Source organism: Mesorhizobium sp. RIZ17, from assembly GCF_051127865.1.
Taxonomy (GTDB): Bacteria; Pseudomonadota; Alphaproteobacteria; order Rhizobiales; family Rhizobiaceae; genus Mesorhizobium; species Mesorhizobium humile.
Window position 1 is genome coordinate 4,462,620 of record NZ_CP147861.1, and the last position, 26,199, is coordinate 4,488,818.

Sequence of the window (26,199 nt, forward strand, 5' to 3'; positions counted from 1 at the left end):
GGCGGAGGAGCAAAACACTCTCACGCCGCCTTCAGCCTTCCGCTGATGAACCGAAACTCCTGGCTCTTGCCGCCATAGCCGTAGGCCGCCGCCGGCACCTCATGCACGAAGGCATAACTCTCCTCATGCACGCCGCCGAGCAGCCGGCCGAAAGTCTCGAATATCGCCTTCAGATAGGCTTCGAGCTCGAGCTTGGTGTTGGTGCCGTCGACGACCTTGATGTCGAGCCAGAACGTGCTGGTGCCGTGCTCGGCGAGCGACTTGCCGCCGGCGAACCAGTGCTGCGGATCGATGTAGTTGACGGCGACAGCTGTAATGGTCGGATCCTTGCGCAGCAGCGTCGCCGTGATTTCGGTCGCTTCCCTGGCGATCGCGGCGGACAGCTTGGCGTCGGGCTTGCCGGTGACGCTGATATTGATGATAGGCATTTTCTCTCCTTCGGGTTGGCGAACCATGTCACCGTCGTAGCATCAATAAAATCGAATTGTTTTTGATAATTGATTCGATATTATCGAAGTATGGAGACGCTCGATCCGGATCTTTTGAAAACCTTCCTTGCCTTCGTCGATAGCGGCTCGCTCGCCAAGGCCGCGTCCACTGTCGGCCGCACGCCGTCGGCGGTAACCGCACAGATGCAGCGGCTGGAAGAGATCGTCGGCGAGCCGCTGCTCACCCCGCAGGGCAGGGGACGCGGGCTGAGCCCGGCCGGCGAGGACCTTGTCGGCCACGCCCGGCGCATCCTCGCCGTCCACACCGAGGCGTGGCTGGCGCTGAAAGGTGCGCGCGCCGGCGGCCGCATCGCCATCGGCACGACGCAGGATTTCGCCGATCAAGGCCTGCCGGACCTGTTGCGCGCCTTCGCTACCAGCCATCCACGTGTGCGGATCGAGCTGCGCGTCGGCCGCTCCCTGGAGCTCGGATCGGCGCTGCAGGCAGGCCAGTTGGACCTCGCGATCACCATGCGCCATGCCGCATCGCCAGATGAGGTGGCGCTGATCAGCGAACCGATGCTGTGGCTCTGCTCGGAAAAAGGACTGGCGGCGCAGCCCGAAGCGGTGCCGCTGGCGCTGCTCGATCCCTATTGCGGCTTCCGCGAGGCCGCGCTCAATGCGCTCGACTCGGCCGGCCGCCGCTACCGCATCGCCGCCGGCAGCGCCAGCCTTGCCGGCCTGCGCAGCGCGGTCAATGCCGGCATCGCGCTGACGCCGCGCACCCGGCGTTTCGCCCATTCGGGTATTGTGGAGGCCTCTGCCGATTTCGACCTGCCGCCGCTGCCGATGGCCGACTTCGCCATTCGGCTAGGCCGCGAGGCCCCCCTCCCGGCGCGGGATTTGGCACAGCTTCTGGGCAGCGGCCTGGCCTTGTCGTCCTGAACGGAATCGCGGCGCCATTTCCCGGGAACTGCCCAAAACAATGAAGCCCCAAAGAAAAAGCCGACCTTTTTGCGGGTCGGCTTCTAGTCGGACGGGTCGAGGGGTTTGGGGGGACTTGGGGGGTGACCCGTCAGGCTAACAATGCCTGAGTCGGATGATGGTTCCGTGACCGCGAAAATATTTTACGAACGCGCCGATTTCGCCTTCATCCAGTCGCGTCCGGCATGCGCGAAAACCGCGCAAAGCACGATGGCGCCGCCGATGATGCTGGCCATCGGCGGGACTTCGCCGAGGAACAGCAGGGCAAACACGATGGCGAACGGCACCTCGGCGGAACCCAGCAGCCCGGCTTCCGCCGACGGGATCAGCCGGGAGCCTTCCGTCCACAGGATCGAGGCAAGCGCGAAGGAGCAGCCGAAGGTGGCAAGCAGCGCCACGTCGCGGGCGGACACGGCCAGCGGATCGGTGACGAACCAGCCGAGCACGAAAAGCAGGAAGGCCGAGACAGCGCCGGCCCAGACGACCGGCGAATCGCGAAAAGCGCGCACCATGATCATGTAGAGCGCGCTGCCGGCGGTCATCAAAAGCGCCAGCCCATCGCCGAACAGGTGCCCGTTGCCGAGGCCGGCGCCCACCATGATGGCGACGCCGCAAAGCGATACGGCGGCCGCAACCATCGTCTGCAGCCGGAATTTTTCCCGCACCAGAAGGAAGGCGAGCAACGCTGCGATGAAAGGCGAGGTCGCATAGATGACGGCGACATTGGCGACATAAGTGAATTTGAAGGCCGAGATGAAGGCGATGCTGGCGGCAGCGCCCTCGACCGCAAGCAGCCAGCCGCGCCAGCCGAGTTTCAGGCTTTCGCGCCCACCCGAGCGGCGCCGGCGCCACAGCACGTAGAGCGTGATCAGGATCGAGCCGAAAAAACCGCGCCAGCAGGTGATGGTCAGCGGATCGGCATGGATCGACTTGGTCAGCACGCCGGTGAGCGCGAAGGCGATCGCCGAGGCCGACACGAGGATGATGCCGAGCGTGCGCTCGGCGGCGGTGTCGGCGGCGGGCCTAAGCTTTTCGGGCAATTCGAGCGTATCCGTCATGGCGCCAGACTATTGGGTTGCTCCTGACAGCCTTCTGTCATCAGGCCTGCTCCCGTTTGCGGAAACGCTCGTTGCCGACGATAAGCAGGCCGGCGCCGACGATCAGCGCCGCGCCGATGAACACTTCCGTACGCGGCAGGTCGCCCCAGATGGCGTAGCCCAGCGCGAAGGCCCAGACCAGCGAGGTGTATTCGAACGGCGCGATGATCGACACCGGCGCGCGCTTCATGCCTTCGAACAGCACGTATTGCGCCACGCCGCCGAGCGCCCCGACGCTGACAAGCAAAAGGAACTGCGTTCCGTCGGGCATGCGCCACCAGAGCAGCGCCGGCACGGCCGAGAAGAGCAGGAAATAGAAATTGTTGAGCACGAGCTGGATCGTCGTGCGCTCCTGCAGCGCAGTCTTGCGCAGCAGCACCACCGCGATGCCCCATAGAACAGCGGCGGCCAGCACCAGGAGCACCGGCACGGAGAGGCCGAGCCGCGTCGGATCGCAGGCGATGAAGACGCCGACGAAACCGATGAACACCGCGAGCCAGCGCAAGAGCGGCACCGCCTCGCCCAGGATAAGCACGGACAGCACGGTGACGATGATCGGCGCGGCGTAGTAGATGGTGGTGAGCTCGGCGAGCTGCAGCGAGCGCGCGGCGTTGTAATAGCAAAGCCAGGCGGCCAGCGTGAAGGCGCTGCGCACCAGCATCGGCTTGACGATCGGCGAGTCGATCGTATCGGCGAACAGCCGTTTGCCGCCGATTACGCCGCAGGCGACGAGCACGGTGATCGAGCGGACGAACATGATCTGCCAGACCGTCATGCCGACGACCAGGAGCTTGATCGAGGCGTCCTGCGCCGAAAACAGGAAATAAGCGGCGGCCGTGAACAGGATGCCGGCCAGCACCCTTTCGCGGCTTTCGAGGACGACGACATCGGCCATGCGGGTTTCAGCGTGTTTGCGTGAGGCGGTTCCGCCCCAGTCGGAGCCGCGCCCGCAGCTATACGGGCGAAAACAGGCGCTGCGCTGCTCCAGCGCGGCGCTTGCGTTGGCGCAGGTCCTTTGCCGCGGGCCGGTCGGGAGCTACTGCGTCGCCTGATAAAGCTCCGATGCCGCGTCCTTCAGCGCGCGCCTTCCGTCCGGCCGCAGATACATCATATGGCCGCCCTCGACGACGTCGAGCCGGATCGGCTTGGCGTCGGCCAGCGAGGGGACCTGGTTCACCAGATAGCGCGAGGCGAGATAGGGCGTGACGAGGTCGGTGTAGCCGTTGACGATGACGACGCTCAGCGCAGGGTTGAGTGAGCGGGCGCGCTGCAGGTCGTTCATCACGCCGGCATAACCTTGGCCCGACATGCCGTAATCCCAGTTGCGGCTGATCTCGCCATTGAGCAGCCTGTAGCTGACCTCAGTGCGGTAGTTGAGCTCGTCGCGGGCATAGGCGACGAAGGCGGAGGTCAGCACCGGAACGCTGCGGTCGAGAACCGGGTCGGGGGTCTCGTCGCGCGCGCTTTGCGGCACGATGTCGGCGGTGCCGATGGTGGCGTCATAGGGGCTGAGCACCTTGCCCGTGGCGCGCTGGAATTCCTTGGCGAAAAGCCCGGTGGGGATGCGGGCAAAATTGCGCTGGACGAGCTCGAGCGGCAGGCCGGTGATTTCTGAAACGCGTCCGCTGGTGAGCTTGCCGCCTTGCTCCAGCCCGCTGTTCAGTGCCGTCAGGTAGTCGCCGAGCGCGTAACGCTCGACCTCGGCCAGCCTGTCGCGCAACGCATCACCACTGACGCCGTCGCCCTTGAGCCGCGTCGCCGCGAGCGAAGGCAGCTCCAGCGCCCAGTGCAACTGGTCGAACTGGTCCGGGCGCACCAGCATGAACTCCAGCGCCGGCGAGATCAGCACGACGCCGCTGGGGCTCAGGCCCACATCCTCCTGCAGCGTGCGGGCAAGCAGCGCGGCGCGAAAGCCGCCATAACTCTCGCCGGCGAGGAACAGCGGCGATCCGGTGCGGCCGTTTTGCGCCAGATAGAGGCGGATGAAGGCGCCGACCGAGCTGGCGTCGGCGTCGACGCTCCAGAATTCCTTGGGCTCATGCCCCGGCGCTTCGCGGCTGTAGCCGGTGCCGACGGGATCGACGAAGACGAGATCGCTCATGTCGAGCCAGCTGTCGGGATTGTCGATCAGCTTTTGCGGCGGTCGCAGGAACTCGCCGTCGGCGGCGGTCGCGACGATGCGCGGCCCGATCGCGCCGAGATGCAGATAGGCCGACGCCGCGCCCGGCCCGCCATTGAAGACGAAGGTGATCGGCCGGTCCTTCGCCGGTACCGGCGATTGCTGCGTATAGGCGACATAGAAGATCTGGGCCGTGACCTCGCCCTTGCCGGACAAGAGCGACAGCGTGCCGGCCTTGGCCTGGTAATCCAGCTTGCGCCCACCAAGCGTGATCGAATGCTCGGTCACCTGCGGCGCCGGCAGGAGCGACAGCACGCCGCCTTGGGAGGCGGGGCGCTCGGGTGTCTCGGCGAACGCCGGCTGGACGAAGGCGGCGAGCGCCAGGAGGGCGAGGGGAGCGAGTTTCAAAGTGGGCCGCATGACATCTCCGCGGGAACGACTCCCGCCAAAGTATGGCCGGAGCGACCGAAGTCAAAGAGAATGACGGGTGGTCGGCGGTCCCGCGTCGCCAAATCGTATTCCGCGCCCCTTTCCGCCAGTGTCGGTTGGCGTTGACGGAGTTGTTCTCCGACCACTGTACCGCTTGGCTTTGCTGGCATTCGCCATGTTGAACTTGCGGCGGCATGCGCTAGGCTAGGCGCGAATGCTCTCGAATTTCTCCCTCGACCGGTTTGCACGCTGGAGCGGCGGTGTCGCCGCAGCGGCCGGCGCCGCGACGCCCGAGGAACTGTCGGCTTGCTTCACCGCGGCGGCTGGCGTGCTGCTCGATTCCGATCGCGTCTATGTCGGCTTCTATCGCCGCGACATCACGTCCGTGACGATCGACGATGCCGGGCCCGACCGCTGGAACCGCGACTATGATGCCCGGGTCTATCGGCTGGATCCCTTCTTCCAGCGCTTCGCCAGCACGCGGCAGGATTTCCTGCTGCCGCTATCTGCCCTCCGCGACGGCGATTTCCAGCTTTCGCCCTACTACCGCGAGTTCTACGGCCCCTCCGACAGCTTCGACGAGATAACCGGCGTGTTCAATCTCGACAGGCTGACGGCCGGCTATGTCACCTTTCTGCGGCGCAATGGGGAACCGCCCTTCGGCGAGCGGGATCTGGCGCTCGCCTGCGCCGCGGGCGGCGCGACCAGGCTCATCCTGGAAAAGTTGTTTCACCTGTGTCGCCTTCGCGACAAGGGCGGGGCAATCGAGGTCGCGCGATCGGGGCTGAGCCCACGCGAGCGCGAGATCGCGCGGCACCTGATCGAGGGCGGCAACGCCAAGACCATTGCGCGAAGCCTCTCCATCTCACCCGGCACGGCCCGCAACCACATCAAGCAGGTCTACCGCAAGCTCGGCGTGCACTCCCAGGTGGAGTTGCTGGCGGCAATTCGCGAAGCCGCGCGCGACTGATATTTCGCGCCGGCCCTACTGACCCGTCACCACGCGCGTCCACATGCGGTTTTGCGACCGCAGCAGCTTTGCGTCGCTGTTGTTGACCACGAACAGCTTGGCCTTCACGTCGTCGGGAGGAAAGACGCCCGGATCGCCGGCGATCGCCTTGTCCATCAGCGGCAGGGACTCCGGTATCGCGTTGGCATAGGAGACATAGCTGGAGTTGGCCGCGGCGATGTCGGGCCGCAGGTTGAAGTTGATCCAGGCCATGGCGTTGTCGGGATGCGGCGCATCCTTCGGCACCGCCATCGTGTCGTAGTTGATGAGCGTGCCTTCTTTCGGAATGGAATAGGCGATCTCCAGCTTCTTGGCGGATTCGGCGGCACGGGTCCTTGCCTGAAGGATATCGCCCGACCAGCCCAGCACGACGCAGATGTCGCCGTTGGCCAGGTCGTTGATGTATTTCGACGAATGGAAATAACGGATGTAGGGACGCACCTTGCCCATCAATTCCTCGACCTTGGCGAGGTCGTCGGGACTGGTCGATCTCGGGTCGATATGCAGATAGTTGAGCGCCATCGGGATGACTTCGGCCGGCGCGTCGATCATCGCCACCCCGCAATCCGAGAGCTTCTTGACCACGTCGACATCGAAGACCATGGCGAAGGAATTCGTCGGCGCGTCCGGCAGCCGCTGCTTGACCGCGGCGACGTCGTAGCCGATGCCGTCGGTGACGGCCATGTAGGGCACGGCATGCTTGTTTTGCGGGTCGGCGCCCCCGATCAGCGAAAGGGCTTGCGGATCGATCTTTGCGTGGTTTGCGAGTTTCGACCCGTCGAGCTCCAGGAAAGCCCCGGCCTTCACCTGGTTCTTCAGGAACGGATAGGCCGAAGGATAGACCACGTCATATCCCGAGCCGCCGGTGAGCAGCTTTGTCTCCAGCACCTCGTTGCCGTCATAGACATCGTAGCGGACCTTGATGCCTGTCTCCTTCTCGAATTTCTCGGCCGTGTCCGGCGCGATATAGTCCGACCAGTTGTAGACGTTGACGACTTTTTCCTCATCCGCCGCGGCCGTGCCGGCGATGCCGCAAGCAAGTCCGGCGACCAGGATTGACGGGATCAGGGCGCGCATGATTGTCCTCCTTCTTGCTTCAGGCTGGCGCTGACGGATTGCGCAGCCTTCGTTCCGTTTTTCGCCCCCGGTTCGGCCGGCGGGCTTGGTCCCTCAACGTCGTTGCGGCGCATAGACCGGCAAGGTGATGCAAGCGACATTGCCGCCGCCCAGCAGGATCTCGCGCGAGTTCTCGATGCCGACGATTTTGTGGTCGGGGAACAGCTCGGCCAGCTTCGCCTTCGCCTTCACGTCGAGATCGGAGCCGAACTCCGGCACGACCACGACACTGTTGCCCGGATAGTAGTTGATGTAGCTCGCAGCGATCCGGTTGCCGGCCGGGCGCGCCCAGGTCGAATCGAGCCGATCGACGCTTTCGCTTTCTTCCGGCGTCATCTCGATCGGCAAGGGATGCGGCAGGCGATGCACCTCGAGCGCGCGGCCACGCGCGTCGCAGGCCGAGCGCAGCACCTCCTCGGCCTCGCGCACGATCTCGTATTGCGGGTCATCGCGATCGTCGGTCCAGCTCAGCACGACCACGCCCGGCCGCACGAAGCAGCAGACATCGTCGACATGGCCGTCCGTCTCGTCGAAGGCGAAGCCGCGCGGCAGCCAGATGATGGCATCGACGCCGAGATAGTCGCCCAGTTGCCGTTCCACCTCGGCCTTGCCGAGATGGGCGTTGCGATTTCGATTGAGCAGGCATTGCTCCGTCGTTATGAGCGTGCCCTGGCCGTCGCACTGCAGGCCTCCGCCCTCGGCGATCAGCGGCGCGCGATAGCGATCCATCCGCTCGATTTCGAGCACTTTTCGCGCCGCCAGGTCGTCCAGGTCCCAGGGCGCGTAGAGCCCGCCGTCGAACCCGCCATAGGCGTTGAAGGTCCAGTCGACGCCGCGCACGGAGCCTTGATCGTTGATGACGAAATTCGGGCCGCTGTCGCGCAGCCAGGAATCGTTGGTGGACATCTCGACCACCCGCACATGGTCAGGCAACCGGGCCCTGGCGTTCTGCCACTGTCGGCCGGATGCCGCCACCGTCACCGGTTCGCTTTGCGCGATCGCCGCGGCGACATTGGCAAACAGCGTCTGCGCCGGCTTGGCGCCAAGGCGCCATGTGTCGGGCCGCTCGGGCCAGATCAGCCAGCAGCCCGATTTGGGCTCGAACTCGCCGGGCGCGCGAAATCCGTCCTGTTTCGGCTTCGTCGACAGGGTTCGTGGCATTGCGGGATCACCCGAAAATGGAAGATGACATTTGCCCGGATCAGACGTTTTCGCGGCATCGTCCGTCAATGTCCCATTTGGGATAGAGGCGCGCCGCCGGCGAAAGTCGTCCCGGCAGTTTGCTTCCGGAAATTGCGCCGAAACAAAGAGTTGGGCCGGTTGACCGTCCTTGAAGCCACGAAGCGCTCCGAGCCTGAAAGGCGGCAGGGATAAATGCGATTGCCTTCCTGGCCGATCGAGGCAAATCTCGGCCAGGCGGCGGATGCCGAAGCAGGAAGCAGTGGACGAAAAGGACAGGCAATGGACGCGACCGCACTCAAGGCCATGCAGGCGCCGCTGAAGGAAGCCTATCGCGAGGACGCCGCGCGCGCACTGATCACGCTAAGGGCGAGAGGCTCGCTCGACGACCAGTCGATCGCCTGCAAGGTGGAAACGGGCAGGGCGCTTGCCGTGGCTGGCCTTCATCCGGCCACCGGCGGCTCGGGCCTCGAACTGTGTTCGGGCGACATGCTGCTGGAGGCGCTGGTCGCTTGCGCCGGCGTGACGTTGAAAGCGGTGGCGACGGCGTTGGAGTTCAAGCTCGGCAACGCCACGGTCGAGGCCGAGGGCGACCTCGATTTTCGCGGCACGCTCGGCGTCGCCCGCGACGCGCCGGTCGGCTTCCGCGAGATCAGGCTGAAATTCGACCTCGACACCGACGAGCCGCAGGAGCGCGTCGATTCGCTCATGAAGCTCACCGAGCGCTATTGCGTGGTGTTCCAGACAATCAACAACAAGCCGGCGTTGAGCGTGAGCGCGGGGCGTTGAAACTGCTGATCTCCCCCTTGTTGGGGAGATGCCCGGCAGGGCAGAGGGGGGCGCTGTCCCGCCGACGTTTCAGCGCCTAGCTTTGCGGCGGCCCGTGCCTTCGTCATCCCTCGGGCTTGACCCGAGGATCCATTCCGTGACCTTCGACGTGAAGCGCCGCGGTACAGAATTCTGTAACCGCTGCAACGCTTTAGTGTCACGGCATGGATCCTAGGGTCTGCGCCGCGTCGCTTCGCTCCTTGCTTCGCCCTAGGATGACGAAGCAGAAGTCGCGCCCTTCAACGAAAGAGGAGAGATCAGCCCCCCGCTACTGCGCCGAGGGCGTCTCCGCGTCCCCTTCATCGGTGAACGGCGAGGCGCTCGGCACGCATTGCACGGCCCAGCCCTGCGGCGTCGGCTGCTTCTGATATTCGGTGACGGCGTTGGTGCATTGTTCGCGGGTGTCGAAGGTGCTGGGCAGCACCACCATGCCGCCTTGCGGGCCGGCGATCACCAGATACCAGACCAACGCTACGCTGGGAGTAGCAGCCATGGGAATTCCTCGCTTTGCTGAAATGTCGGAGTCGGATTGATCCTAGCAACTCCCTCGGCACGGCGAAAGCAGGGCGGCGGAACACGCTTTCGCCGCCCCGTTCACAGACCCGTGAATGGGCCGATCGGGCTTCGGGCTCACTCGGCCGCGAAACAGTAGAACAGGCCGTCGCCGCCGGTGCCTTTGAGCGCCTCCTGGCTGCAGCCGCCGCGCGAGGCATGCGAGGAATTCCACGACTTCGCCGCCGCCGAATCGTCGAGCCCGGTGCGGTCGTGATGGCCCATCATGGCAGCGCCCTCGGCGCCGCTCATCGTCCAGTCGCCGCAGGTCTGGTCAGCGATCCTGGTGCCGTCGGGCTTGGAGCCGGTCAACATGTCGTGACGGTTCGGCGTGTCGCCGCGGCCGTTGATCACCTCGCCCTTTTCGGTCAGCGCCGTCTGCTTTGTGATGCTGTTGGCGTCGCTGTGCAGCGAGGCGATATCGTCGGCGATCTTCTCGCCCTTGGCGTTGAACCACGGACCCTTGCCGATGCGGTCGCGCGCGTCTTCCGTGCTGGAGGAAAGATAGGCGTGCCAGGTCTTGCCGGTCACGCCGGCCGCTTCCGCGAGCGAGGCGCAATGGGCATCGGCGCCTTTCAGTCCGCCGAGATCGGCGCCCTTGCCGGAGCCGACACTGGTGACGAAGAAGCTCATGGTCTTGTCTTGCGAGAGGGCTACGCCGGCTGTGGCCCCAAGCGCCGCGGCAATGACCGTGGCGGCAAGCAGAGTGGGTCTACGCATGTCGGTCCTCCGGTTTTCGAATGTCCACATTCGAAGAACGTTGCCGGAGGCCTGTTTCATCCGCGTGGCGGTCAGGTTTGTCCGAACCTATTCGGGCTGGCGGTAGGCGACGAAGCGGTTGTGCTTGGCCTGGAAGATCAGACCCGTCTCTTTCAGCTCCGGGCTTGCCAGAGGCACGATGCGCCTGGCGATCTCGGACGGATGCGGCAGCGTCTCCGGATCCTCGCCGGGCATGGCCTGCGCGCGCATTGCCGTTCGGGTGGCGCCCGGATCGGCGGCGTTCACCCGCAGCGGCAGGGTCTCGGTCTCATGCGCCCAGGAGCGCATCATCGTTTCGACCGCGGCCTTGGAAGCGGCATAGGGCGCCCAGAAGGCGCGCGCCGAATGGGCCGCGTTGGACGACAGGATGATGGCGCGGCCGGCGTCTGAGAGCCTCAGCAGCGGATCGACCGAGCGGATCAGCCGCCAGGTCGAGGTGACGTTGATGGTCATCACCTTCTCGAATGTCTTGGCCTCGACATGGCCGATCGGCGAGATCACGCCGAGCACGCCGGCATTGGCAACCAGGATATCGAGCTTGCCCCAGCGCTCGTGGATGGCGCCGCCGAGACGGTCGATGCCGGCCATGTCGGTCAGGTCGAGCGGCACCAGCGTCGCCTGGCCCCGGCCGTCCGCCTTGATCTGGTCGTCGAGCTCTTCCAATCCGCCCACGGTGCGGGCAACCGCGATCACATGCGCGCCGGCCGCCGCCAGTTCCTTGGCGATGAAATAGCCGATGCCGCGCGAGGCGCCGGTTACGACCGCCAGGCGGCCGGAAAGGTCGAGGGTCATTCAGGAGTTTCCGTGAGCTGGAGCAATTCCAGGAAAAGTGTGTAACGGTTTTCCGTCCGGAATTGCGTCAAAAACAAACACTGCAATTCCAGGAAAAGTGTCCAGCGGTTTTCCGTCCGGAATTGCGTCAAAACAAATACTGCGATTACGCCCCGCCGCTCGCCAGCAGCGACAGCGTGCGCACATTGTCATGGCCTTCGAAGTCGAGCAGGCGGGTGGGGTACTGTCCCGTGAAGCATGCGTCGCAGAATTGCGGCTGGTCGTTGTCGCGGCGTGCCTCGCCGACGGCGCGGTAGAGCCCGTCGATGGACAGGAAGCCGAGTGAATCGACGCGGATGAATTCCGCCATCTCCTCGACCGACATGCGCGATGCAAGCAGTTTCGACTTCTCCGGGGTGTCGACGCCGTAGAAGCAGGACGCGCTGGTCGGCGGCGAGGCGATGCGCATATGCACTTCCCTGGCGCCGGCCTCGCGCACCATCTGCACGATCTTCTGGCTGGTGGTGCCGCGCACGATCGAATCATCGACCAGCACCACGCGCTTGCCCTCGATCATGCGACGGTTGGCGTTGTGCTTCAGCTTCACGCCCATGTGGCGGATCGAATCGCCCGGCTGGATGAAGGTGCGCCCGACATAGTGGTTGCGGATGATGCCGAGCTCGAAGGGAATGCCTGCGGCCTGGCTGAATCCGATCGCGGCCGGCGTGCCGGAATCCGGCACCGGCACGACGATGTCGGCCTCGACCGGGCTTTCCTGCGCGAGTTCGGCACCGATGCGCTTCCTCACATCATAGACGTTGCGGCCTTCGACCGAGGAATCAGGCCGCGCGAAATAGACATATTCGAAGATGCAGAAGCGCGTCTTCTGCGGCTCGAACGGGAACAGGCTCTCGATACCCTTCGAGGTGACCACCACCATTTCGCCGGGCTTGACGTCGCGCACGAAGCGGGCGCCGATGATGTCGAGCGCGCAGGTTTCGGAAGCGAGGATCCAGGCGCCGTCGAGATCGCCAAGCACCAGCGGGCGGATGCCGAGCGGATCGCGGCAGCCGATCATCTTCTTGGCGGTCATCGCCACCAGCGAGAAGGCGCCCTCGACCTGCCGGATCGCATCGATGAAACGCGAATTCAGGTCGCGCTCCTTGCTGGTCGCGACCAGGTGCAGCAGCGTCTCGGTGTCGGAGGTCGAGGAGAAGATAGAGCCCTGCTTCTGCAGCGTGCGCTGCACGGTGAGCGCGTTGGTGAGGTTGCCGTTATGGGCGACCGCCAAGCCGCCATCGGCGAGTTCGGCGAAGAAGGGCTGGATGTTGCGCAGGCCGGCGCCGCCGGTGGTGGCATAGCGCGTGTGGCCGATGGCGCGGTTGCCTTGCAGGCTGTCGATGACGCGCTGTTTGGTGAAGGTGTCGCCGATCAGGCCGACATGGCGTTCGACATGGAACTGGGTGCCGTCATACGAAACGATGCCGGCCGCTTCCTGGCCGCGATGCTGCAGGGCGTGCAGCCCGAGTGTGACGATGGCTGCCGCGTCCTGCCGGCCAAAAATGCCGAACACGCCGCATTCGTCGTGGAAATGATCGTCGGCCTCGGCGGAAAGGACATTGCCTGCATCTGCCGTTGAGTCTGCCATCTGGTGCTCAAGCTCCGCTAAAGCTGCCATATAGGGCGATCTCTCGCGGAACGCAACGCGCACCATCAGGCATTCACAAACAGGGACAAGCCGCGTCGGCTTGCCCGTAATCAGTTTGCCGGCGCTGGAGCGGGAGCCGGGGCAGGCGCCGGAGCCGGCTCGTTGTCGGCCGGGGCGTCGCTCTCGCTGTCGTCGGGCGCCGGCGCGTTGTCGTCGCCTGCCGGCGGCTCGGCCGCGGGCTGGTCGGTGGTCGCGGGCGCGCCGGCCTGCGGCGTGCCCTTATGCGTGTATTTGTTGACCAGTTCCTCGGTGTTTTCCGGCAGCACGCTTTCGAGCTTGGCGCCGATCGTCTCCAGCAATGGCCGCGACTTGGCGTTGGCGACCCAGGCGGGCGCCTTGGCACCGGCCAGCCAGTTGAAGAACATGAGCGCCACCGCGACCACCAGGATGCCGCGCGCCGCGCCGTAGAGGAAGCCGAGCGTGCGGTCGAGCGCGCCGATGCGCGAATCGATGATCCAGTCGGCAAGCTTCATGGTGATGACGGAGACGACGATCAGCGCGATGAGGAAGACGACGCCCGCCGAAGCCGCCATCGCGATCTTGTCATTCTCGACATAGGGCTGAACATAGGGCAGGACCGGCTTGTAGAAGAAGAATGCCGCCGCCGCCGCTGCCGCCCAGGAAACCACCGAGAGCACTTCGCGGGAGAAGCCGCGCACCATGGCGAGCATCGCAGAGACCAGGGTGAAGCCAACGAGGATTCCGTCAAGCAGCGTAATCGGCATGGTTCTCGCCCCACTTCCTGTCTTACGGCCCGAGGAGCCGCGTCACTCCGCGTCATCGGCACGGCCGCGCCGTGAGCCGGCTATGCGCGCCACAAGGTCGGCAAGCTCGGTGGGCTGGAAAGCGCCGGCCCCGATCCCCCCGGCCCCATTACCACCGACAAGTTCCTCGCTGCCGAGTGGCAGCACCGCGCTTCCAAAGCCCAGCTTTTCGGCTTCCTTGAGGCGCTGCTGCGCGTGCGCGACCGGCCTCACGGCGCCCGATAGGCTGATTTCGCCGAAATAGACGCAATCGGCGGGAAGGGCAAGACCGGTGAGCGACGAAACCAGCGCGGCGGCGACCGCGAGATCGGCCGCCGGCTCCGAGATCCGGTAGCCGCCGGCGACATTGAGATAGACGTCGTGCTGGCCGAAACGGACGCCGCAATGCGCCTCGAGCACGGCGAGCACCATCGACAGCCGCGCGCCGTCCCAGCCGACGACGGCGCGGCGCGGCGTGCCGAGCGAGGAGGGCGCGACCAGCGCCTGGATCTCGACCAGCACCGGCCTTGTGCCTTCCATGCCCGCGAAAACCGCCGCTCCCGGCGACTTCGCGTGGCGTTCGCCGAGAAACAGCTCGGATGGATTGGACACCTCGCGCAGGCCCTTGTCCGACATTTCGAACACGCCGATCTCGTCGGTCGGGCCAAAGCGGTTCTTCACCGTGCGCAGGATGCGGAAGTGGTGGTTGCCTTCGCCTTCGAAGTAGAGCACGCCGTCGACCATGTGCTCGACGACGCGAGGGCCCGCGATCTGGCCTTCCTTGGTGACATGCCCGACGAGCACGATCGCGGCGCCTGTGGATTTCGCGTAGCGGATCATGGCTTGAGCGGCCGCGCGCACCTGGGTGACGGTGCCCGGCGCCGAATCGGCAAGGTCGGTCCACAGCGTCTGGATGGAATCGAGGATGACGAGGTCTGGCCGCTTGCCGTCGGCGATGGTGGCCAGGATGTCCTCGACATTGGTTTCGGCGGCGAGCTCGACCGGCGTCGAGGCGACGCCGAGGCGCTGTGCCCTGAGCCTGATCTGCGCCACCGCTTCCTCACCCGAGACATAGACGATGCGATGGCCCTTCGAGGCGAGTGCTGCGGCTGCCTGCGTCAGCAGCGTCGACTTGCCGATGCCGGGATCGCCGCCGACCAGCAGGGCCGAGCCGCGCACGAAGCCACCTCCGGTGGCGCGGTCGAGCTCGCCGATACCGGAAACGATGCGCGGCGCGTCCTCGATGTCGCCCGACAGGCTGGTCAGCACCACGGCGCGGCCCTTGCGCGCGTTGCGCGTGTTCGCCGGCCCCGAGCCGATGCCGCCGGACGTGCCTTCCTCGACCAGCGTGTTCCACTCGCCGCAGGCATCGCATTTGCCGGCCCAGCGCTGATGCACCGATCCGCAATTCTGGCAGATGAACTGAACGCGCGATTTGGCCACGCTGTTACCTTTTTGGCTCTGGGCGGACGCCGCGATCCTTCGCGCCCCCCTCTGTCCTGCCGGACATCTCCCCCTCTAGGGGGGAGATCGGCAGTTTCGCCGACGGCGCCCATCCTGCAACGTTGGTGATTGGCGAAAGCAGACGCGACATCTGATCTCCCCCCTCGAGGGGGAGATGTCCGGCAGGACAGAGAGGGGGGCGACGGAGTGAGACGTTGGCCAAAACGCTACTCAAACCTCTCCGGCAGATGATGCTCTTCAGCCAGATCGGAGAAGCGCGTGAACTCGCCGTGGAAGGCGAGGCTGACGGTGCCGGTCGGTCCGTGGCGCTGCTTGGCCACGATGCACTCGGCCTTGCCGCGCGCCTCGTTCATCTCGTTTTCCCACTTGACGTATTCTTCGGTGCCGAGCTTCGGCTCGCGGTTCTTGAGGTAATATTCCTCGCGATAGACGAACAGCACCACGTCGGCGTCCTGCTCGATGGAGCCTGATTCACGCAGGTCCGAGAGTTGCGGGCGCTTGTCGTCGCGGCTTTCGACCTGACGCGACAGCTGTGACAGCGCGATGATCGGCACGCCGAGTTCCTTCGCCAAAGCCTTCAAGCCCGTGGTGATCTCGGTGATTTCCTGCACGCGGTTCTGCGAGGCCTTGGCGCTCGATCCCTGCATCAGCTGGATATAGTCGATGACAATGAGGTCAAGGCCACGCTGGCGCTTCAGACGCCGCGCCCGAGCCGACAACTGCGCGATCGAGATGCCGCCGGTCTGGTCAATGAACAGCGGGATCTTCTGCATGGTCTGCGAGCAGGCGACGAGCTTTTCGAAATCCATTTCTGTGATTTCGCCGCGGCGGATCTTTGATGACGAGATCTCGGTCTGCTCGGAAATGATACGGGTGGCGAGCTGCTCCGACGACATTTCCAGCGAGAAGAAACCGACGACGCCCCCATTGGCGGCCTTGAAGCTGCCATCGGCCTGCTGCGCCGGGACATAGGCCTCGGCGATGTTGAAGGCGATGTTGGTGGCCAGGGACGTCTTACCCATGCCCGGGCGCCCGGCGAGCACGATCAGATCGGAGGGCTGGAGGCCGCCCATGCGGCGGTCGAGATCGCGCAGGCCGGTCGAGATGCCGGACAGATGGCCGTCGCGCATATAAGCGGCATTGGCCATGTCGACGGCGGTCTTGACCGCATCGTTGAAGCTTTCGAAGCCGCCGTCATAGCGGCCGGTTTCGGCGAGCTCGAACAGCCGCCGCTCGGCGTCCTCGATCTGGTCGGAGGGCGACATGTCGACCGGCGCGTCATAGGCGATGTTGACCATGTCCTCGCCGACGGTGATCAGCGCACGGCGCGTGGCGAGATCGTAGATGGCGCGGCCATAGTCGGTCGCATTGACGACGGTGACGGCTTCGACGGCAAGGCGCACGACATATTGCGCCACAGTCATGTCGCCGACCTTCTCGTCGGCCGGCAGGAAGGTCTTGAGCGTGATAGGCGTCGCGATCTTGCCCATGCGGATGAGCTCGGCCGCGACCTCGAAGATACGGCGGTGCAGCGGCTCGTAAAAATGCGCCGGCTTCAGGAAATCCGAGACGCGGTAGAAGGCGTCGTTGTTGACGAGGATGGCGCCGAGCAGCGCCTGCTCGGCCTCGATGTTGTTCGGTGCCTCGCGATAAAGCGGCGTTTCCGCCGCGCCGAATTTCAGTGCCGCCTCTGCCATGATATCCCCGATTTCGATCCCGCTTTCCTCGATATCAGAACGGGAAGATTCGGTGCTGACCTTTCTGCATCACTATGCGGCCAACCGACCGTGATTCACGTTGTTCACAGGAACGGCGAACCGTCCACAGGACAGTATTCCGGTGGCCCGATTCCGGTTGACTCGGCAAGGGACTATTCTTAGTTGCAGGATCGGAACGAAGCAAGAACAATTTGTTCGGTAAGATGGTATGGAAGGTGCTCCTACCGGGCGGCCGGCGGTTCCGTTCGCCTAGCCGTCGCTAACCTTTGCGATTGGCCGAAACGTTTGTTTCGTCGTCATTCTATGGCGGAGCAAGAAGCGAAGCGACGCGGCGCAGACCATAGAATCCATGCCGTTACCTATAAGCGATGCAGCGGCGCAGAAGAGACCTCCCTTCTGCACCGCCTTCATTCTTCGCGCCACGTCGCGGCATGGATCCTCGGGTCTGCGCGCCGCTGCGCGTCGCTCCGCCCGTGGATGACGAAGTTCGGGCGCTTCGGCCAATCTCCAAAGTTGCGATTCCGCCAACGCATCGACGCCGCTACCTTCTGGGCGTGTACGGCTCAGCCGAGCGTGTCGCCCCAGTTCGCCCGCCGCGCTGCCTTGAACACCTCGCCGTCGCGCTTGCTGAACAGGCGCTCGCCGGCGCTGCTGTCCGGTTGGCAGAGTTTCAGCGCCACCTTGCCCGAGCCGCCTTTCGGCGGCGCGATCACCCGTGCCGGGCGGGCCGGCGGCGGCTGCCGGGAGGCGGCCAGGTAGATGAACTTCTCGTCCTCCCACGGCACCTCGGCTTCCTTGACCAGGCGATGCAGGCGCGAACGGGCGACGCGGCGCGCGAAATGGCACCAGTCGGGCGGCGCGAGCGGGCAGGGCGCCGCATGCGGGCAGGGCGCCAGGACATGCGCGCCCGCCGCGATCAGTTGCTGGCGCGCGGCAAGGATGCGCTGCCAGCCGGCGGGCGTGCCAGGCTCGACGATGAGAAGCGTGTCGGCCGTAAGCCCCCAGAGGCGGGCGATGAGTTTTGGCAGCGAGGCAGGCGCGATTTCGTCCAGCACGTAGGCGGCGCTGACGAGGTCGGCGGGCATGATGCCGTCGAGATCTATCGTCGCGTCGCCGGCGATCCAGTCGGCGCGGGCCGCGATCGCGCCTTCCACGAGCGACTGGCCGACCTTGCGCACGGCGGCGCTTGCCTCGACCAGCACCGCCCGTTCCAGTTCAGGCCAGACGTCAGTCGTGGCCCAAAGCATGGTGCCAGGTCCGGCGCCGACGTCGAGCAAGGTCTTCGGCTGGAAATCCGGTCGCGCATCGGTCAGCGTCTGGAGGCTGGCGCGCACGGCGGCATAGGTGGCGGGCAGCCGCGTCGCCAGATAGGCCTTGACCGCCATGTCCTCGCCCATATGCAGGCGGCCGTCGCGCAGCTCGGCGCGGTAGCGCTCGGAGAGCGTCTTCGCGGCCTGTTTCAGCGCCGGCAACGGCACCTTCTCCACGAGGCTGTCGACGCCTTGCCGGAGCCGGGCGGGCAGTTCCATCTCAGGCTCCCCTGGAATTAGAGAGATAGAGCAGGATGTCGTCCGAAAACCGCTTCACACTTTTCGGCATCATGCTCTCGGCGCAAGCAGGATGACCGAGGCGCCGACGATACAGAGCGCCGCCCCCGCCAGGTCCCAGCGGTCGGGGCGCACGCCTTCGACCAGCCACAGCCAGCCGAGCGAGGCGGCAATGTAGATGCCGCCATAGGCGGCATAGGCGCGGCCCGCAGCATCCGTGTCGACCAGCGACAGCAGGAAGGCAAACAGCGCCAGCGAGGCGAGACCTGGGAGAAGCCAGAGCGGCGATTTCTCCAGCCGCCACCACGCCCAGAACGAAAAGCAGCCGGCGATCTCGGCCAGCGCTGCTGCGATGTAGATGAGGTACGTCATGAAAAAGGTCTCGCGAACGAAACCTTTTTCGTGGCGTCACGCCGTAATGGCAAGCGGCAATCGATGCCGCGTCTACTCCACCTTCTTGCGGCGGGTCGGCTTGGCGGGAGCTGGCGCGGCCGGCTCCTTGTGCCCGATGTCGCGCAGCTCCAGCGCTTTCTCGCATTTGGCCATGTAGTCGCGCGTCATCGGCAGCGTGTCGTTCTTCTTGGCGATCTGGAACTGGAAGATCACCAGGTCCTGCCAGCGGAAGGCGGCTTCCGAGGCGGCGAGATAGAACTCCCACATCCGGCAGAAGCGCTCGTCATAGATGGCTTTCGCCTTGTCGCGGTTGGCGGCGAAGCGTGCCCCCCAGTGCTTCAGCGTATCGGCATAATGCAGCCGCAGGATCTCGATGTCGGTGACGACAAGGCCCGACTTCTCGATCGCCGGCATCACTTCGGAAAGGGCCGGGATGTAGCCGCCCGGGAAAATGTATTTGCGTACGAAGGCGCTGGTCGCCCATGGCACGCCGGAACGGCCGATCGTGTGGAGCAGCATAACGCCGTCCGGCTTGAGCAGCGTCGCCGCCTTGTCGAAGAAGGTGCGGTAATGGTTGACGCCGACATGCTCGAACATGCCGACCGAAACGATGCGGTCGAAGCGCTCGTTGATGTGGCGATAGTCCTTGAGCTCGAAATGCACGCGGTCCTGCAGCCCCTGCGCATGCGCGCGGTCGGTGGCGATACCATGCTGCTCGGTCGAAAGCGTCACGCCCTGCACGTCGACGTCGAAGGCCTTGGCGAGATAAAGGCCGAGCCCGCCCCAGCCGGAGCCGATGTCGAGCACCGTCTGGCCGGCCTTCAGCCTGAGCTTCGCGGCGATGTGGCGCTTCTTGGCAAGCTGCGCTTCGTCCAGCGTCATGTCCGGCTGCTCGAAATAGGCGCAGGAATACTGCATGTCCTCGTCGAGGAAGAGCTTGTAGAGCTCGCCCGACAGGTCGTAGTGGCGCTGCACATTGCGGCGCGAACGGGCGGCGGTGTTGATCTGCTGCAGCCGGCGGAAGGCATGTCGCAGGCCCTCTATCGCCTTCGACCAGGACACGTCGATGCCGCTCGAGCCCATGTTCTGGAACGCGATGCGCATCAGCCCGAGAACGCCACCCTCGAGCACATCCAGCTCGCCGTCCATATAGGCTTCGGGCACCGCCAGCATCGGGTCGAAGCTGATGGCACGCTCGGCATGCAGGGTCTTGATGTGGATATGCACCGGCTCACCGCTGCCGTCGCCGAACTTGTGCGTCGTGCCCTTCGGGCCGGTCACTTTGAGGTCGCCGGCCCGCACCAGGCGTTCGAGAACGTGTTTCAACAGGATATTCATGACCAAATGTCCCCTCAGTCGGATCACCCGGTAATCGGACTGGAATGCCAGATCGAAGATGCCACGGCGCGTCGCCCGCGTCCAATCGACGCGCCACGCTGTAATGTGCACAAGATATAGGGTGTCGAAAAGTTCCTTTTGGCACAAAAAAGCCCGGGTCGGAGACCCGGGCGTTGGTCCAGAAATCCTGGACGTCTGCTAAGCGAAGCGATGCTTCGGAGGATGTGCCGGTCAGGCCCAGCGGTCAGGCGTTCTCTTCGCCGCCTTCGAACTCAGCGTTCGGGTCGAAGAAATTCTCCGGCCGGGCATTGTCGTTGATGTCGTCGCCATAGATGGCCTCGGCGGTGGTCAGCGTCTCGCCCTTGGCCTGGCGCTCCGCCTCGTCGGCCGAACGGGCGACGTTGAGCGTTACGGTGACCTCGACTTCCGGATGCAGCGCGATCGCCACGTTGGAGAGACCGATGGTCTTGATCGGCTGGTTGAGCTCGATCTGGTTGCGGTTGACGGTGAAGCCTTCGGCGATGAGCAGATCGGCGATGTCACGGGTCGACACCGAGCCGTAGAGCTGGCCGGTCTCGCCGGCCGAGCGCACCACGATGAAGCTCTTGCCGTCGAGCTTCTCGGCGACCTGCGTGGCTTCCGACTTGCGCTCCAGGTTGCGGGCTTCGAGCTGGGCGCGCTGGCCCTCGAACTTCTTCTTGTTGGCTTCGTTGGCGCGCAGCGCCTTGCCCTGCGGCAGCAGGAAATTGCGGGCGAACCCGTCCTTGACCTTCACGGTCTCGCCCATCTGGCCGAGGCGCGAAATGCGCTCGAGGAGAATGACTTCCATGGTTTCGTTCCTTCGTCTGTGCGCTGACCTTTCGATCGGCGCTGAATGAATTGGAACAGGTCAGGAAGCTCGGTGCGGCGTCGCCGCTCTTGTCGCTGTCCTGCCTGTCTGGGCAGTTAGGGGCCATCGGCCCCAACTCGGGATTTGGCTTCAAACCTTCGCGGCGCCCGTCGCCGTGAGGTGGATGCGGGCGGCAAGCGCCCGCATCCAATGGCAGGTCTTAGCGAACCACGTAAGGCAGCAGGCCGAGGAAGCGGGCGCGCTTGATCGCCTTGGCGAGCTCGCGCTGCTTCTTCTGGCTGACGGCGGTGATGCGCGATGGCACGATCTTGCCGCGCTCGGAGATGTAGCGCTGCAAAAGACGCACGTCCTTGTAGTCGATCTTCGGAGCGTTGGCGCCGGAGAACGGGCAGGTCTTGCGGCGGCGATGGAACGGGCGCCGGGTCGGGATCTGATTGATGTCGACCATTATTCTGCACCCCCTTCAAAGCCTTCGCGCGGACGGCGCGGACCACGATCGCCACCGCCATCGCGGTCGCCACCGAAGCTGCGCGGCGGACGGTCACCGCGGTCGCGGTCGCCGAAGGAGCGCGGGCCACGATCGCCACGGTCGCGGTCGCCGAAGCCGCCGCGCTCGGAGCGCTCTTCGCGCTTCTGCATCATCGCCGAAGCACCTTCCTCATGCGCCTCGACCTTGATGGTCAGGAAGCGAAGGACGTCTTCCGACAGGCCCATCTGACGCTCCATTTCATTGAGCGCGGCCGGCGGGCAGGTGATGTCCATCAGCGTGTAGTAAGCCTTCCGGTTCTTCTTGACCCGGTAGGTGAGGGACTTCAGTCCCCAGTTCTCGATCCGGCCGACCGATCCGCCATTCGCCGCGATGACGCCCTTGTACTGTTCGACAAGCGCGTCAACCTGCTGCTGCGACAGGTCCTGCCGGGCAAGAAACACATGTTCGTAAAGAGCCATTATGTCTTTCTGCCTTTCTTCGTTTCTCCGACCGGCCCTCGCGGCTAAGCCTCTGCAACTTGTCTGACCCGGTCGCAAGGAGCGGGGAAGAAAGGAGCATCACGAGACGGTCGAGAGCGGAGACACGGGAGGCAGGAAGCGCATCTCGCTTCGTGTCGCGACCTTCGAAAAGGCCACGGCCCTCCGTTCAGCCCCCAGCAAGGACCGGCAGATTGCGCGGGTCTATATAGCAATTTCGCGGGAAGGCAAGGCCGGGAGGACGCCCGCACGGCTCCAGAGTGTCGCAGCCGTGTCAAAAGCGCCAATGCCGGCCGGAGCCCGATTTTATCGATTTTCCAGTAATCGGGCTTTAACCACCCCATAAGGTTGTATCCGGTTGTAACCACCCGTTTATCATGAAAAGCGCATGAGAGGCACGCGAGCCGCAAGGCGGCAGGAAATCGAGCAATTCCAGGGGGTAGGGGATGCTTCTCAGGCAGTTTTGGCGCTCGAGGCGCGGCAATTTCTCGTTGATGCTGGCGGTGGGCGTGCCTGCCATGCTGGGGGCGGTGGCCTTTGCCACCGATGTCTCCACTCTGATGCGAGCAAAAAGCAACCTGCAGAACGCGCTGGACGCCGCGAACCTCGCCTCCTCGCATCTCGGCGATGCCGAGACGACGCGCGCCGGTGCTTTTGACAGCTATTTCCAGGCCAATGTGGCCAGCCACAGCGAACTCTCGAACGCCAAGGCCACGCTGACCGTCGACAGAGGCGTCAACTTCGTCAAGACCAAGGCCACCGCCTCGGCCGACGTCAATCTCAACTTCGCGTTCCTGTTCGGCGCCGAAAAGCACATCAGCGTCGACGCTTCGGCGGTCGAATCCAACAACCAGCTCGAAGTGGTGCTGGTGCTCGACAACACCGGTTCGATGGCCGGCGCGCGTATCACCGCGCTGCGAACCGCGTCCAAGTCGCTGCTCGATTATCTCGAGGCGGTCAAGTCGCCGACCCGGTCCGTGCGGGCCTCGCTGGTGCCCTTCGTCACCGCCGTCAACGTCAACGGCCCCGAATTCGATCCGTCCTGGATCGACATGGACGGCAAGTCGTCCAGCAACGGCGTCAACTTCCCGGTCATCGACGGCAAGCGCCCGAACCATATGGCGCTGTTCAAACAGCTCGGCCAGAAGGGCGGCTGGAACAACACGGGCTGGAAGGGTTGCGTCGAGGCGCGGCCCGGCGCCTTGAACATCGCCGACACGCCGCCGGACCCGTCGAAGCCCGATACGCTGTTCGTGCCGTATTTCGCGCCGGACGACCCAGACGTCGCCAGGAAGCCGTCGGCCTCTTACGGCAATTCTTCGACCGGCTACAACAATTCCTATCTCGACGACACGATAGACAACAGCAAGCTGAACCAGAACATACTGGGCATCGACCTTAGCGGTCTCGTGACCGGCCTCGTCAACGCGCTTCTCAGCGCGGATTTGAAGGTCATCGGAAAATATGTCGCCTCGACCACGAAGATAATCACCGAGGCCGGCAATCCGATAACCATCGGTCCGAACCGTTCCTGCCCGACGCCGATCATTCCGCTGACCGACGACTTCGACAAGCTGCGCCTGGCGGCGAGCCAGATGAGCGAATGGAACGGCTCCGGCACCAACGTGTCCGAAGGCTTGAGCTGGGGCCAGCGGGTGCTGTCGCCGCAGCCGCCCTATACCGACGCCGCCCCCTATAAGACGGCGGGCGTCACCAAGGTGGTGATGCTTTTGACCGACGGCGAGAACGTCGTCTACGGCGCCTCCAACACGCCGCAGAAATCGGACTACACCTCCTATGGCTACCTCGCCAGCGGCCGTTTCGGTTCGAGCAACCAGACGACGGCGGCGCGCAACGTCGACGGCTGGACGAAGAATGTCTGCGCGCAGCTGAAGAGCCAGGGCGTCCAGATCTACACTATGGTGCTGCAGGCCGATACGGCGGCCAACCGCTCGCTCTACAGCGCCTGCGCTTCCGACCCGAGCGACTATTACGCCGTCGAGGACCCGGCCAAGCTGCCCAACGTCTTCCAGAGCATCGCCAACAAGTTCTCCAGGCTGCAGCTCACCAACTGAAGGGAGTTGGCGCCGCGGCATGGGAACGGTCGCGCCACGACCGTTTTCGTTCTCGTCATCTGTGCGACGATCGGCGCTCGACGGGCGTTCGCTTGCCAGCTCCGATTACTCAACTCGTATGCGCGACGAGCTTGTCCACCGTCTCGGGGAAGAAGTCGGGCGCCGAGCGCCGCTTGCCGAACATCATGTCGTATTGGATGAGCCGGAAATCGTTGATCTTCGGATCGATCTGCTTCTGCCGCGCCCAGTCCGGTGTCGCTTCGCCCGCGGGCGTCAGGAGCAGGTTGCGGTCGACCACGCGGTAGTGTTCGCGCAGCGCGCCGAGGAAGCCGGTGTAATAGGGGTGGGTGATGCCCGCCGTGGTCAGGATATGATAGGGCAGGAAGGCCGGGCTTACCGCGCCCAGGTTCTGCACCGGACCGGAGCGGTTCGACCAGATGATCAGCGGCGTGTCGTGATGCTCGAGCGCGGCGTTCGCCGGCTCCTTGCGCGGCGCGACATTGTCCTTGAGGAAGCCGGTCTCGACATAGACGGGTCCGAGCGGCGGCAGATGGTCGCCGAAGAAGGCGATGACGGTCGGTCGCTGGCGGGCCTTCGCCCAGTCGATCAGCCGCTGCAGGCCGCGGTCGGCGTCGGCCGAGCCCTCGGCATAGGAAAGCAGCGATTCCCGCGCCCAGGAACTGATCGGCGCGTCGACCGAATGCGTCGGGTTATAGTAGCGATAGGGCTCGTAAGGACCGTGGTTCTGCAGGCTGACGGCGAACAGGAACACCGGATCGTCGCTGGCGTCGGCCTCGCGGATGATCTCGTCGGTCATCGCCGCGTCGGACGCCAGCGGCCCGCGCTTTTCCATCGGCGGCAGCGTCTCTTCCGAGCGGAAGTCGTTGAAGCCGAAATCGGCATAGACGGCGCCGCGGTTCCAGAACCAGTTGGTGCCGGGATGGATGGCGCGCGCCCGGTAGCCCTCGCTCTTCAGGAAGGTCGCCAGCGACGGCGTCGGGGTGCGCACATATTGCTGGTAGGGGATAGAGCCGGCCGGCAGGAAGGCGTTGGAAAAGCCGGTCAGCGCCTCGAATTCGATATTGGCGGTCATGCCGCCGAACTCGGGGGAGAACATCGAGCCGGAGCGCAGCGCCCTGACCGTCGGGATCGGATCGGGCTTGATGGTGACGCCGGGCAGCTGCGTCGGATCCCAGAAGGATTCGCTCATCACCACGATGATGTCGGGCTTCTGGTCCGGCACCGAGGCGGCGACCCCGGGACGCGTGATCGCGTCCAACACCTTGTCGGTATAGCCGGGCGGGGCCGAGACATGCGCCATCGGCACATTCATCGCGAAGGCGAGCGCGAAGCCGTTGGAGGCGTAATTTTCCTTCTGGTCCCACATGATCGGGATGATCTGCAGCCTGTCGCGCGTCCACGAGAAGGTGGCGTAGTCCATGATCGAGACGAAGAAGGCGAGCAGCGGTACGGCAAGCGCCAGCCGCGCCAGGCGGCCCTTGCGGCTGAGGATCGGCACCCGCCGGCGCCAGCTCCGCCAGCCATAGACGAGCAGCGTCAGGCCGCCGACGATGCCGACCGCCAGCATGACGGCCGTCCACGGCCGCTCGCGCACCAGAAGCGGCAGCAGCGCCACGATCTGGCGGGCAAACAGGAAATCCGTTGGATAGAGTGGATCGCCGAGATAGCGCGATTTCTGGTGGCCGACAAAGGCCAGCGCCAGCGTCAGCGGCGCCACGATCATCAGGCTCTGGTGGCTGCGCCCGAGTACGGCGTCGAGCCCCACCAGCACCAGGGCGAAGACGATGATGGTGGTCCAGCCCGGCTTGAACGGCTGCAGGAAGAAATCGACCGTGCCGAAGAAATCGCCGCGTACGATCAATTCGATCGCGAACACCAGCAGGGCGGAGGCGAGAAGCGTCGCCAGACCGTAGCGCACGGTCGGCCAGGCTCGTCCCGGCAGATAGCCGGTGGACGGATCGTCTTCCAAAAACTGTGGCGCGGGCTTGGCCGCGCCTTTCCTGATCCTTGCCACTCTACTTCCCCCGGCCCACGTAACCCGCCTTCCACACGCGTCACGGTTGTGTCATCGAAATGTCACGCAAAGCTAGCGCCTGTGGCGGAAA

At 64.8% G+C, this 26,199-nt stretch carries 24 protein-coding genes; 4 read left to right on the forward strand and 20 right to left on the reverse strand.

Annotated features, from left to right (window positions below; all coding sequences use genetic code 11):
* Window positions 1-20: 20 nt before the first annotated feature.
* Window positions 21-428, reverse strand: coding sequence for a tautomerase family protein (locus tag WDX12_RS21285; RefSeq protein WP_320296377.1), 408 nt, complete (start codon window positions 426-428; stop codon window positions 21-23).
* Between the two features lie 90 nt (window positions 429-518).
* Between WDX12_RS21285 and WDX12_RS21290 the strand changes: the two genes are divergently transcribed.
* Window positions 519-1,373, forward strand: coding sequence for a LysR substrate-binding domain-containing protein (locus tag WDX12_RS21290; protein ID WP_434721898.1), 855 nt, complete (start codon window positions 519-521; stop codon window positions 1,371-1,373).
* 182 nt (window positions 1,374-1,555) lie between these two features.
* Here WDX12_RS21290 and WDX12_RS21295 read toward each other — a convergent pair whose 3' ends face one another.
* The 3 genes from WDX12_RS21295 to WDX12_RS21305 form a co-directional block, all read right to left on the reverse strand.
* Window positions 1,556-2,470 (reverse strand): DMT family transporter, encoded by a 915-nt coding sequence (locus tag WDX12_RS21295; protein WP_434721899.1) that lies wholly within the window; start codon window positions 2,468-2,470, stop codon window positions 1,556-1,558.
* 40 nt (window positions 2,471-2,510) lie between these two features.
* On the reverse strand, window positions 2,511-3,404 hold the full coding sequence (locus tag WDX12_RS21300; RefSeq protein WP_434721900.1) for a DMT family transporter: 894 nt from the start codon (window positions 3,402-3,404) through the stop codon (window positions 2,511-2,513).
* A 141-nt stretch (window positions 3,405-3,545) separates the two neighbouring features.
* Window positions 3,546-5,048 (reverse strand): S10 family peptidase, encoded by a 1,503-nt coding sequence (locus tag WDX12_RS21305; RefSeq protein ID WP_434721901.1) that lies wholly within the window; start codon window positions 5,046-5,048, stop codon window positions 3,546-3,548.
* 223 nt (window positions 5,049-5,271) lie between these two features.
* Between WDX12_RS21305 and WDX12_RS21310 the strand changes: the two genes are divergently transcribed.
* Window positions 5,272-6,027 carry a helix-turn-helix transcriptional regulator gene (locus WDX12_RS21310; RefSeq protein WP_320296372.1) on the forward strand — a complete coding sequence of 252 codons (756 nt, stop codon included), beginning with the start codon at window positions 5,272-5,274 and terminating at the stop codon, window positions 6,025-6,027.
* A 15-nt stretch (window positions 6,028-6,042) separates the two neighbouring features.
* Here the strand turns inward: WDX12_RS21310 and WDX12_RS21315 are convergent, their stop codons facing one another.
* Window positions 6,043-7,143 (reverse strand): polyamine ABC transporter substrate-binding protein, encoded by a 1,101-nt coding sequence (locus WDX12_RS21315; RefSeq protein ID WP_434721902.1) that lies wholly within the window; start codon window positions 7,141-7,143, stop codon window positions 6,043-6,045.
* 93 nt (window positions 7,144-7,236) lie between these two features.
* On the reverse strand, window positions 7,237-8,343 hold the full coding sequence (gene aguA / locus WDX12_RS21320) for an agmatine deiminase (protein WP_434721903.1): 1,107 nt from the start codon (window positions 8,341-8,343) through the stop codon (window positions 7,237-7,239).
* A 300-nt stretch (window positions 8,344-8,643) separates the two neighbouring features.
* Between aguA and WDX12_RS21325 the strand changes: the two genes are divergently transcribed.
* Complete coding sequence (locus tag WDX12_RS21325) at window positions 8,644-9,150, forward strand: OsmC family protein (protein WP_320296369.1); 507 nt, start codon at window positions 8,644-8,646, stop codon at window positions 9,148-9,150.
* A gap of 307 nt (window positions 9,151-9,457) precedes the next feature.
* Here the strand turns inward: WDX12_RS21325 and WDX12_RS21330 are convergent, their stop codons facing one another.
* From WDX12_RS21330 to rpsF, 13 genes are all read right to left on the reverse strand, one after another.
* Window positions 9,458-9,682, reverse strand: coding sequence for a hypothetical protein (locus WDX12_RS21330; protein ID WP_027165524.1), 225 nt, complete (start codon window positions 9,680-9,682; stop codon window positions 9,458-9,460).
* Window positions 9,683-9,819: 137 nt separating this feature from the next.
* The gene (locus WDX12_RS21335) at window positions 9,820-10,461 is read right to left on the reverse strand and encodes a hypothetical protein (protein WP_434721904.1); all 642 of its coding nucleotides are present in this window, start codon (window positions 10,459-10,461) and stop codon (window positions 9,820-9,822) included.
* Window positions 10,462-10,548: 87 nt separating this feature from the next.
* A complete protein-coding gene (locus tag WDX12_RS21340; RefSeq protein ID WP_434721905.1) occupies window positions 10,549-11,292 on the reverse strand; it encodes an SDR family NAD(P)-dependent oxidoreductase in 744 nt (247 codons plus the stop codon).
* A 145-nt stretch (window positions 11,293-11,437) separates the two neighbouring features.
* Entirely contained in the window at window positions 11,438-12,919 is a 1,482-nt protein-coding gene (gene purF, locus WDX12_RS21345) for an amidophosphoribosyltransferase (protein WP_320296366.1), read from the reverse strand.
* 110 nt (window positions 12,920-13,029) lie between these two features.
* The gene (locus WDX12_RS21350) at window positions 13,030-13,704 is read right to left on the reverse strand and encodes a CvpA family protein (RefSeq protein WP_320296365.1); all 675 of its coding nucleotides are present in this window, start codon (window positions 13,702-13,704) and stop codon (window positions 13,030-13,032) included.
* Window positions 13,705-13,746: 42 nt separating this feature from the next.
* Window positions 13,747-15,165 carry a DNA repair protein RadA gene (radA, locus tag WDX12_RS21355; RefSeq protein WP_320296364.1) on the reverse strand — a complete coding sequence of 473 codons (1,419 nt, stop codon included), beginning with the start codon at window positions 15,163-15,165 and terminating at the stop codon, window positions 13,747-13,749.
* A 227-nt stretch (window positions 15,166-15,392) separates the two neighbouring features.
* Window positions 15,393-16,883, reverse strand: coding sequence for a replicative DNA helicase (locus WDX12_RS21360; RefSeq protein WP_434721906.1), 1,491 nt, complete (start codon window positions 16,881-16,883; stop codon window positions 15,393-15,395).
* A 584-nt stretch (window positions 16,884-17,467) separates the two neighbouring features.
* Window positions 17,468-18,433, reverse strand: a complete 966-nt coding sequence (locus tag WDX12_RS21365; RefSeq protein WP_434721907.1) for a small ribosomal subunit Rsm22 family protein — start codon at window positions 18,431-18,433, stop codon at window positions 17,468-17,470.
* Between the two features lie 69 nt (window positions 18,434-18,502).
* The gene (locus WDX12_RS21370) at window positions 18,503-18,823 is read right to left on the reverse strand and encodes a YnfA family protein (protein WP_434721908.1); all 321 of its coding nucleotides are present in this window, start codon (window positions 18,821-18,823) and stop codon (window positions 18,503-18,505) included.
* 72 nt (window positions 18,824-18,895) lie between these two features.
* Entirely contained in the window at window positions 18,896-20,182 is a 1,287-nt protein-coding gene (locus WDX12_RS21375; RefSeq protein WP_434721909.1) for a class I SAM-dependent methyltransferase, read from the reverse strand.
* A 244-nt stretch (window positions 20,183-20,426) separates the two neighbouring features.
* On the reverse strand, window positions 20,427-21,011 hold the full coding sequence (gene rplI / locus WDX12_RS21380; RefSeq protein WP_217576822.1) for a 50S ribosomal protein L9: 585 nt from the start codon (window positions 21,009-21,011) through the stop codon (window positions 20,427-20,429).
* A 220-nt stretch (window positions 21,012-21,231) separates the two neighbouring features.
* Window positions 21,232-21,480 (reverse strand): 30S ribosomal protein S18, encoded by a 249-nt coding sequence (rpsR, locus tag WDX12_RS21385; protein ID WP_006203718.1) that lies wholly within the window; start codon window positions 21,478-21,480, stop codon window positions 21,232-21,234.
* Window positions 21,480-21,980 carry a 30S ribosomal protein S6 gene (gene rpsF, locus WDX12_RS21390; protein ID WP_320296358.1) on the reverse strand — a complete coding sequence of 167 codons (501 nt, stop codon included), beginning with the start codon at window positions 21,978-21,980 and terminating at the stop codon, window positions 21,480-21,482. The genes rpsR and rpsF overlap by 1 nt, the downstream gene beginning before the upstream one ends.
* 464 nt (window positions 21,981-22,444) lie before the next feature.
* On the opposite strand from rpsF, the gene WDX12_RS21395 reads away from it, so the two are divergent.
* Window positions 22,445-24,073, forward strand: coding sequence for a pilus assembly protein TadG-related protein (locus WDX12_RS21395; RefSeq protein WP_434721910.1), 1,629 nt, complete (start codon window positions 22,445-22,447; stop codon window positions 24,071-24,073).
* Between the two features lie 109 nt (window positions 24,074-24,182).
* Here WDX12_RS21395 and WDX12_RS21400 read toward each other — a convergent pair whose 3' ends face one another.
* Window positions 24,183-26,108 (reverse strand): LTA synthase family protein, encoded by a 1,926-nt coding sequence (locus WDX12_RS21400; RefSeq protein ID WP_434721911.1) that lies wholly within the window; start codon window positions 26,106-26,108, stop codon window positions 24,183-24,185.
* Window positions 26,109-26,199 lie beyond the last annotated feature (91 nt).

What these genes read in the sequence shown, in the direction of transcription:
- WDX12_RS21285 (WP_320296377.1), bottom strand. Translation starts at nt 428, where the DNA reads ATGCCTATCATCAATATCAGCGTCACCGGCAAGCCCGACGCCAAGCTG.
- WDX12_RS21290 (WP_434721898.1), top strand. Translation starts at nt 519, where the DNA reads ATGGAGACGCTCGATCCGGATCTTTTGAAAACCTTCCTTGCCTTCGTC.
- WDX12_RS21295 (WP_434721899.1), bottom strand. Translation starts at nt 2,470, where the DNA reads ATGACGGATACGCTCGAATTGCCCGAAAAGCTTAGGCCCGCCGCCGAC.
- WDX12_RS21300 (WP_434721900.1), bottom strand. Translation starts at nt 3,404, where the DNA reads ATGGCCGATGTCGTCGTCCTCGAAAGCCGCGAAAGGGTGCTGGCCGGC.
- WDX12_RS21305 (WP_434721901.1), bottom strand. Translation starts at nt 5,048, where the DNA reads ATGCGGCCCACTTTGAAACTCGCTCCCCTCGCCCTCCTGGCGCTCGCC.
- WDX12_RS21310 (WP_320296372.1), top strand. Translation starts at nt 5,272, where the DNA reads ATGCTCTCGAATTTCTCCCTCGACCGGTTTGCACGCTGGAGCGGCGGT.
- WDX12_RS21315 (WP_434721902.1), bottom strand. Translation starts at nt 7,143, where the DNA reads ATGCGCGCCCTGATCCCGTCAATCCTGGTCGCCGGACTTGCTTGCGGC.
- aguA (WP_434721903.1), bottom strand. Translation starts at nt 8,343, where the DNA reads ATGCCACGAACCCTGTCGACGAAGCCGAAACAGGACGGATTTCGCGCG.
- WDX12_RS21325 (WP_320296369.1), top strand. Translation starts at nt 8,644, where the DNA reads ATGGACGCGACCGCACTCAAGGCCATGCAGGCGCCGCTGAAGGAAGCC.
- WDX12_RS21330 (WP_027165524.1), bottom strand. Translation starts at nt 9,682, where the DNA reads ATGGCTGCTACTCCCAGCGTAGCGTTGGTCTGGTATCTGGTGATCGCC.
- WDX12_RS21335 (WP_434721904.1), bottom strand. Translation starts at nt 10,461, where the DNA reads ATGCGTAGACCCACTCTGCTTGCCGCCACGGTCATTGCCGCGGCGCTT.
- WDX12_RS21340 (WP_434721905.1), bottom strand. Translation starts at nt 11,292, where the DNA reads ATGACCCTCGACCTTTCCGGCCGCCTGGCGGTCGTAACCGGCGCCTCG.
- purF (WP_320296366.1), bottom strand. Translation starts at nt 12,919, where the DNA reads ATGGCAGACTCAACGGCAGATGCAGGCAATGTCCTTTCCGCCGAGGCC.
- WDX12_RS21350 (WP_320296365.1), bottom strand. Translation starts at nt 13,704, where the DNA reads ATGCCGATTACGCTGCTTGACGGAATCCTCGTTGGCTTCACCCTGGTC.
- WDX12_RS21360 (WP_434721906.1), bottom strand. Translation starts at nt 16,883, where the DNA reads ATGGCAGAGGCGGCACTGAAATTCGGCGCGGCGGAAACGCCGCTTTAT.
- WDX12_RS21365 (WP_434721907.1), bottom strand. Translation starts at nt 18,433, where the DNA reads ATGGAACTGCCCGCCCGGCTCCGGCAAGGCGTCGACAGCCTCGTGGAG.
- WDX12_RS21370 (WP_434721908.1), bottom strand. Translation starts at nt 18,823, where the DNA reads ATGACGTACCTCATCTACATCGCAGCAGCGCTGGCCGAGATCGCCGGC.
- WDX12_RS21375 (WP_434721909.1), bottom strand. Translation starts at nt 20,182, where the DNA reads ATGAATATCCTGTTGAAACACGTTCTCGAACGCCTGGTGCGGGCCGGC.
- rplI (WP_217576822.1), bottom strand. Translation starts at nt 21,011, where the DNA reads ATGGAAGTCATTCTCCTCGAGCGCATTTCGCGCCTCGGCCAGATGGGC.
- rpsR (WP_006203718.1), bottom strand. Translation starts at nt 21,480, where the DNA reads ATGGTCGACATCAATCAGATCCCGACCCGGCGCCCGTTCCATCGCCGC.
- rpsF (WP_320296358.1), bottom strand. Translation starts at nt 21,980, where the DNA reads ATGGCTCTTTACGAACATGTGTTTCTTGCCCGGCAGGACCTGTCGCAG.
- WDX12_RS21395 (WP_434721910.1), top strand. Translation starts at nt 22,445, where the DNA reads ATGCTTCTCAGGCAGTTTTGGCGCTCGAGGCGCGGCAATTTCTCGTTG.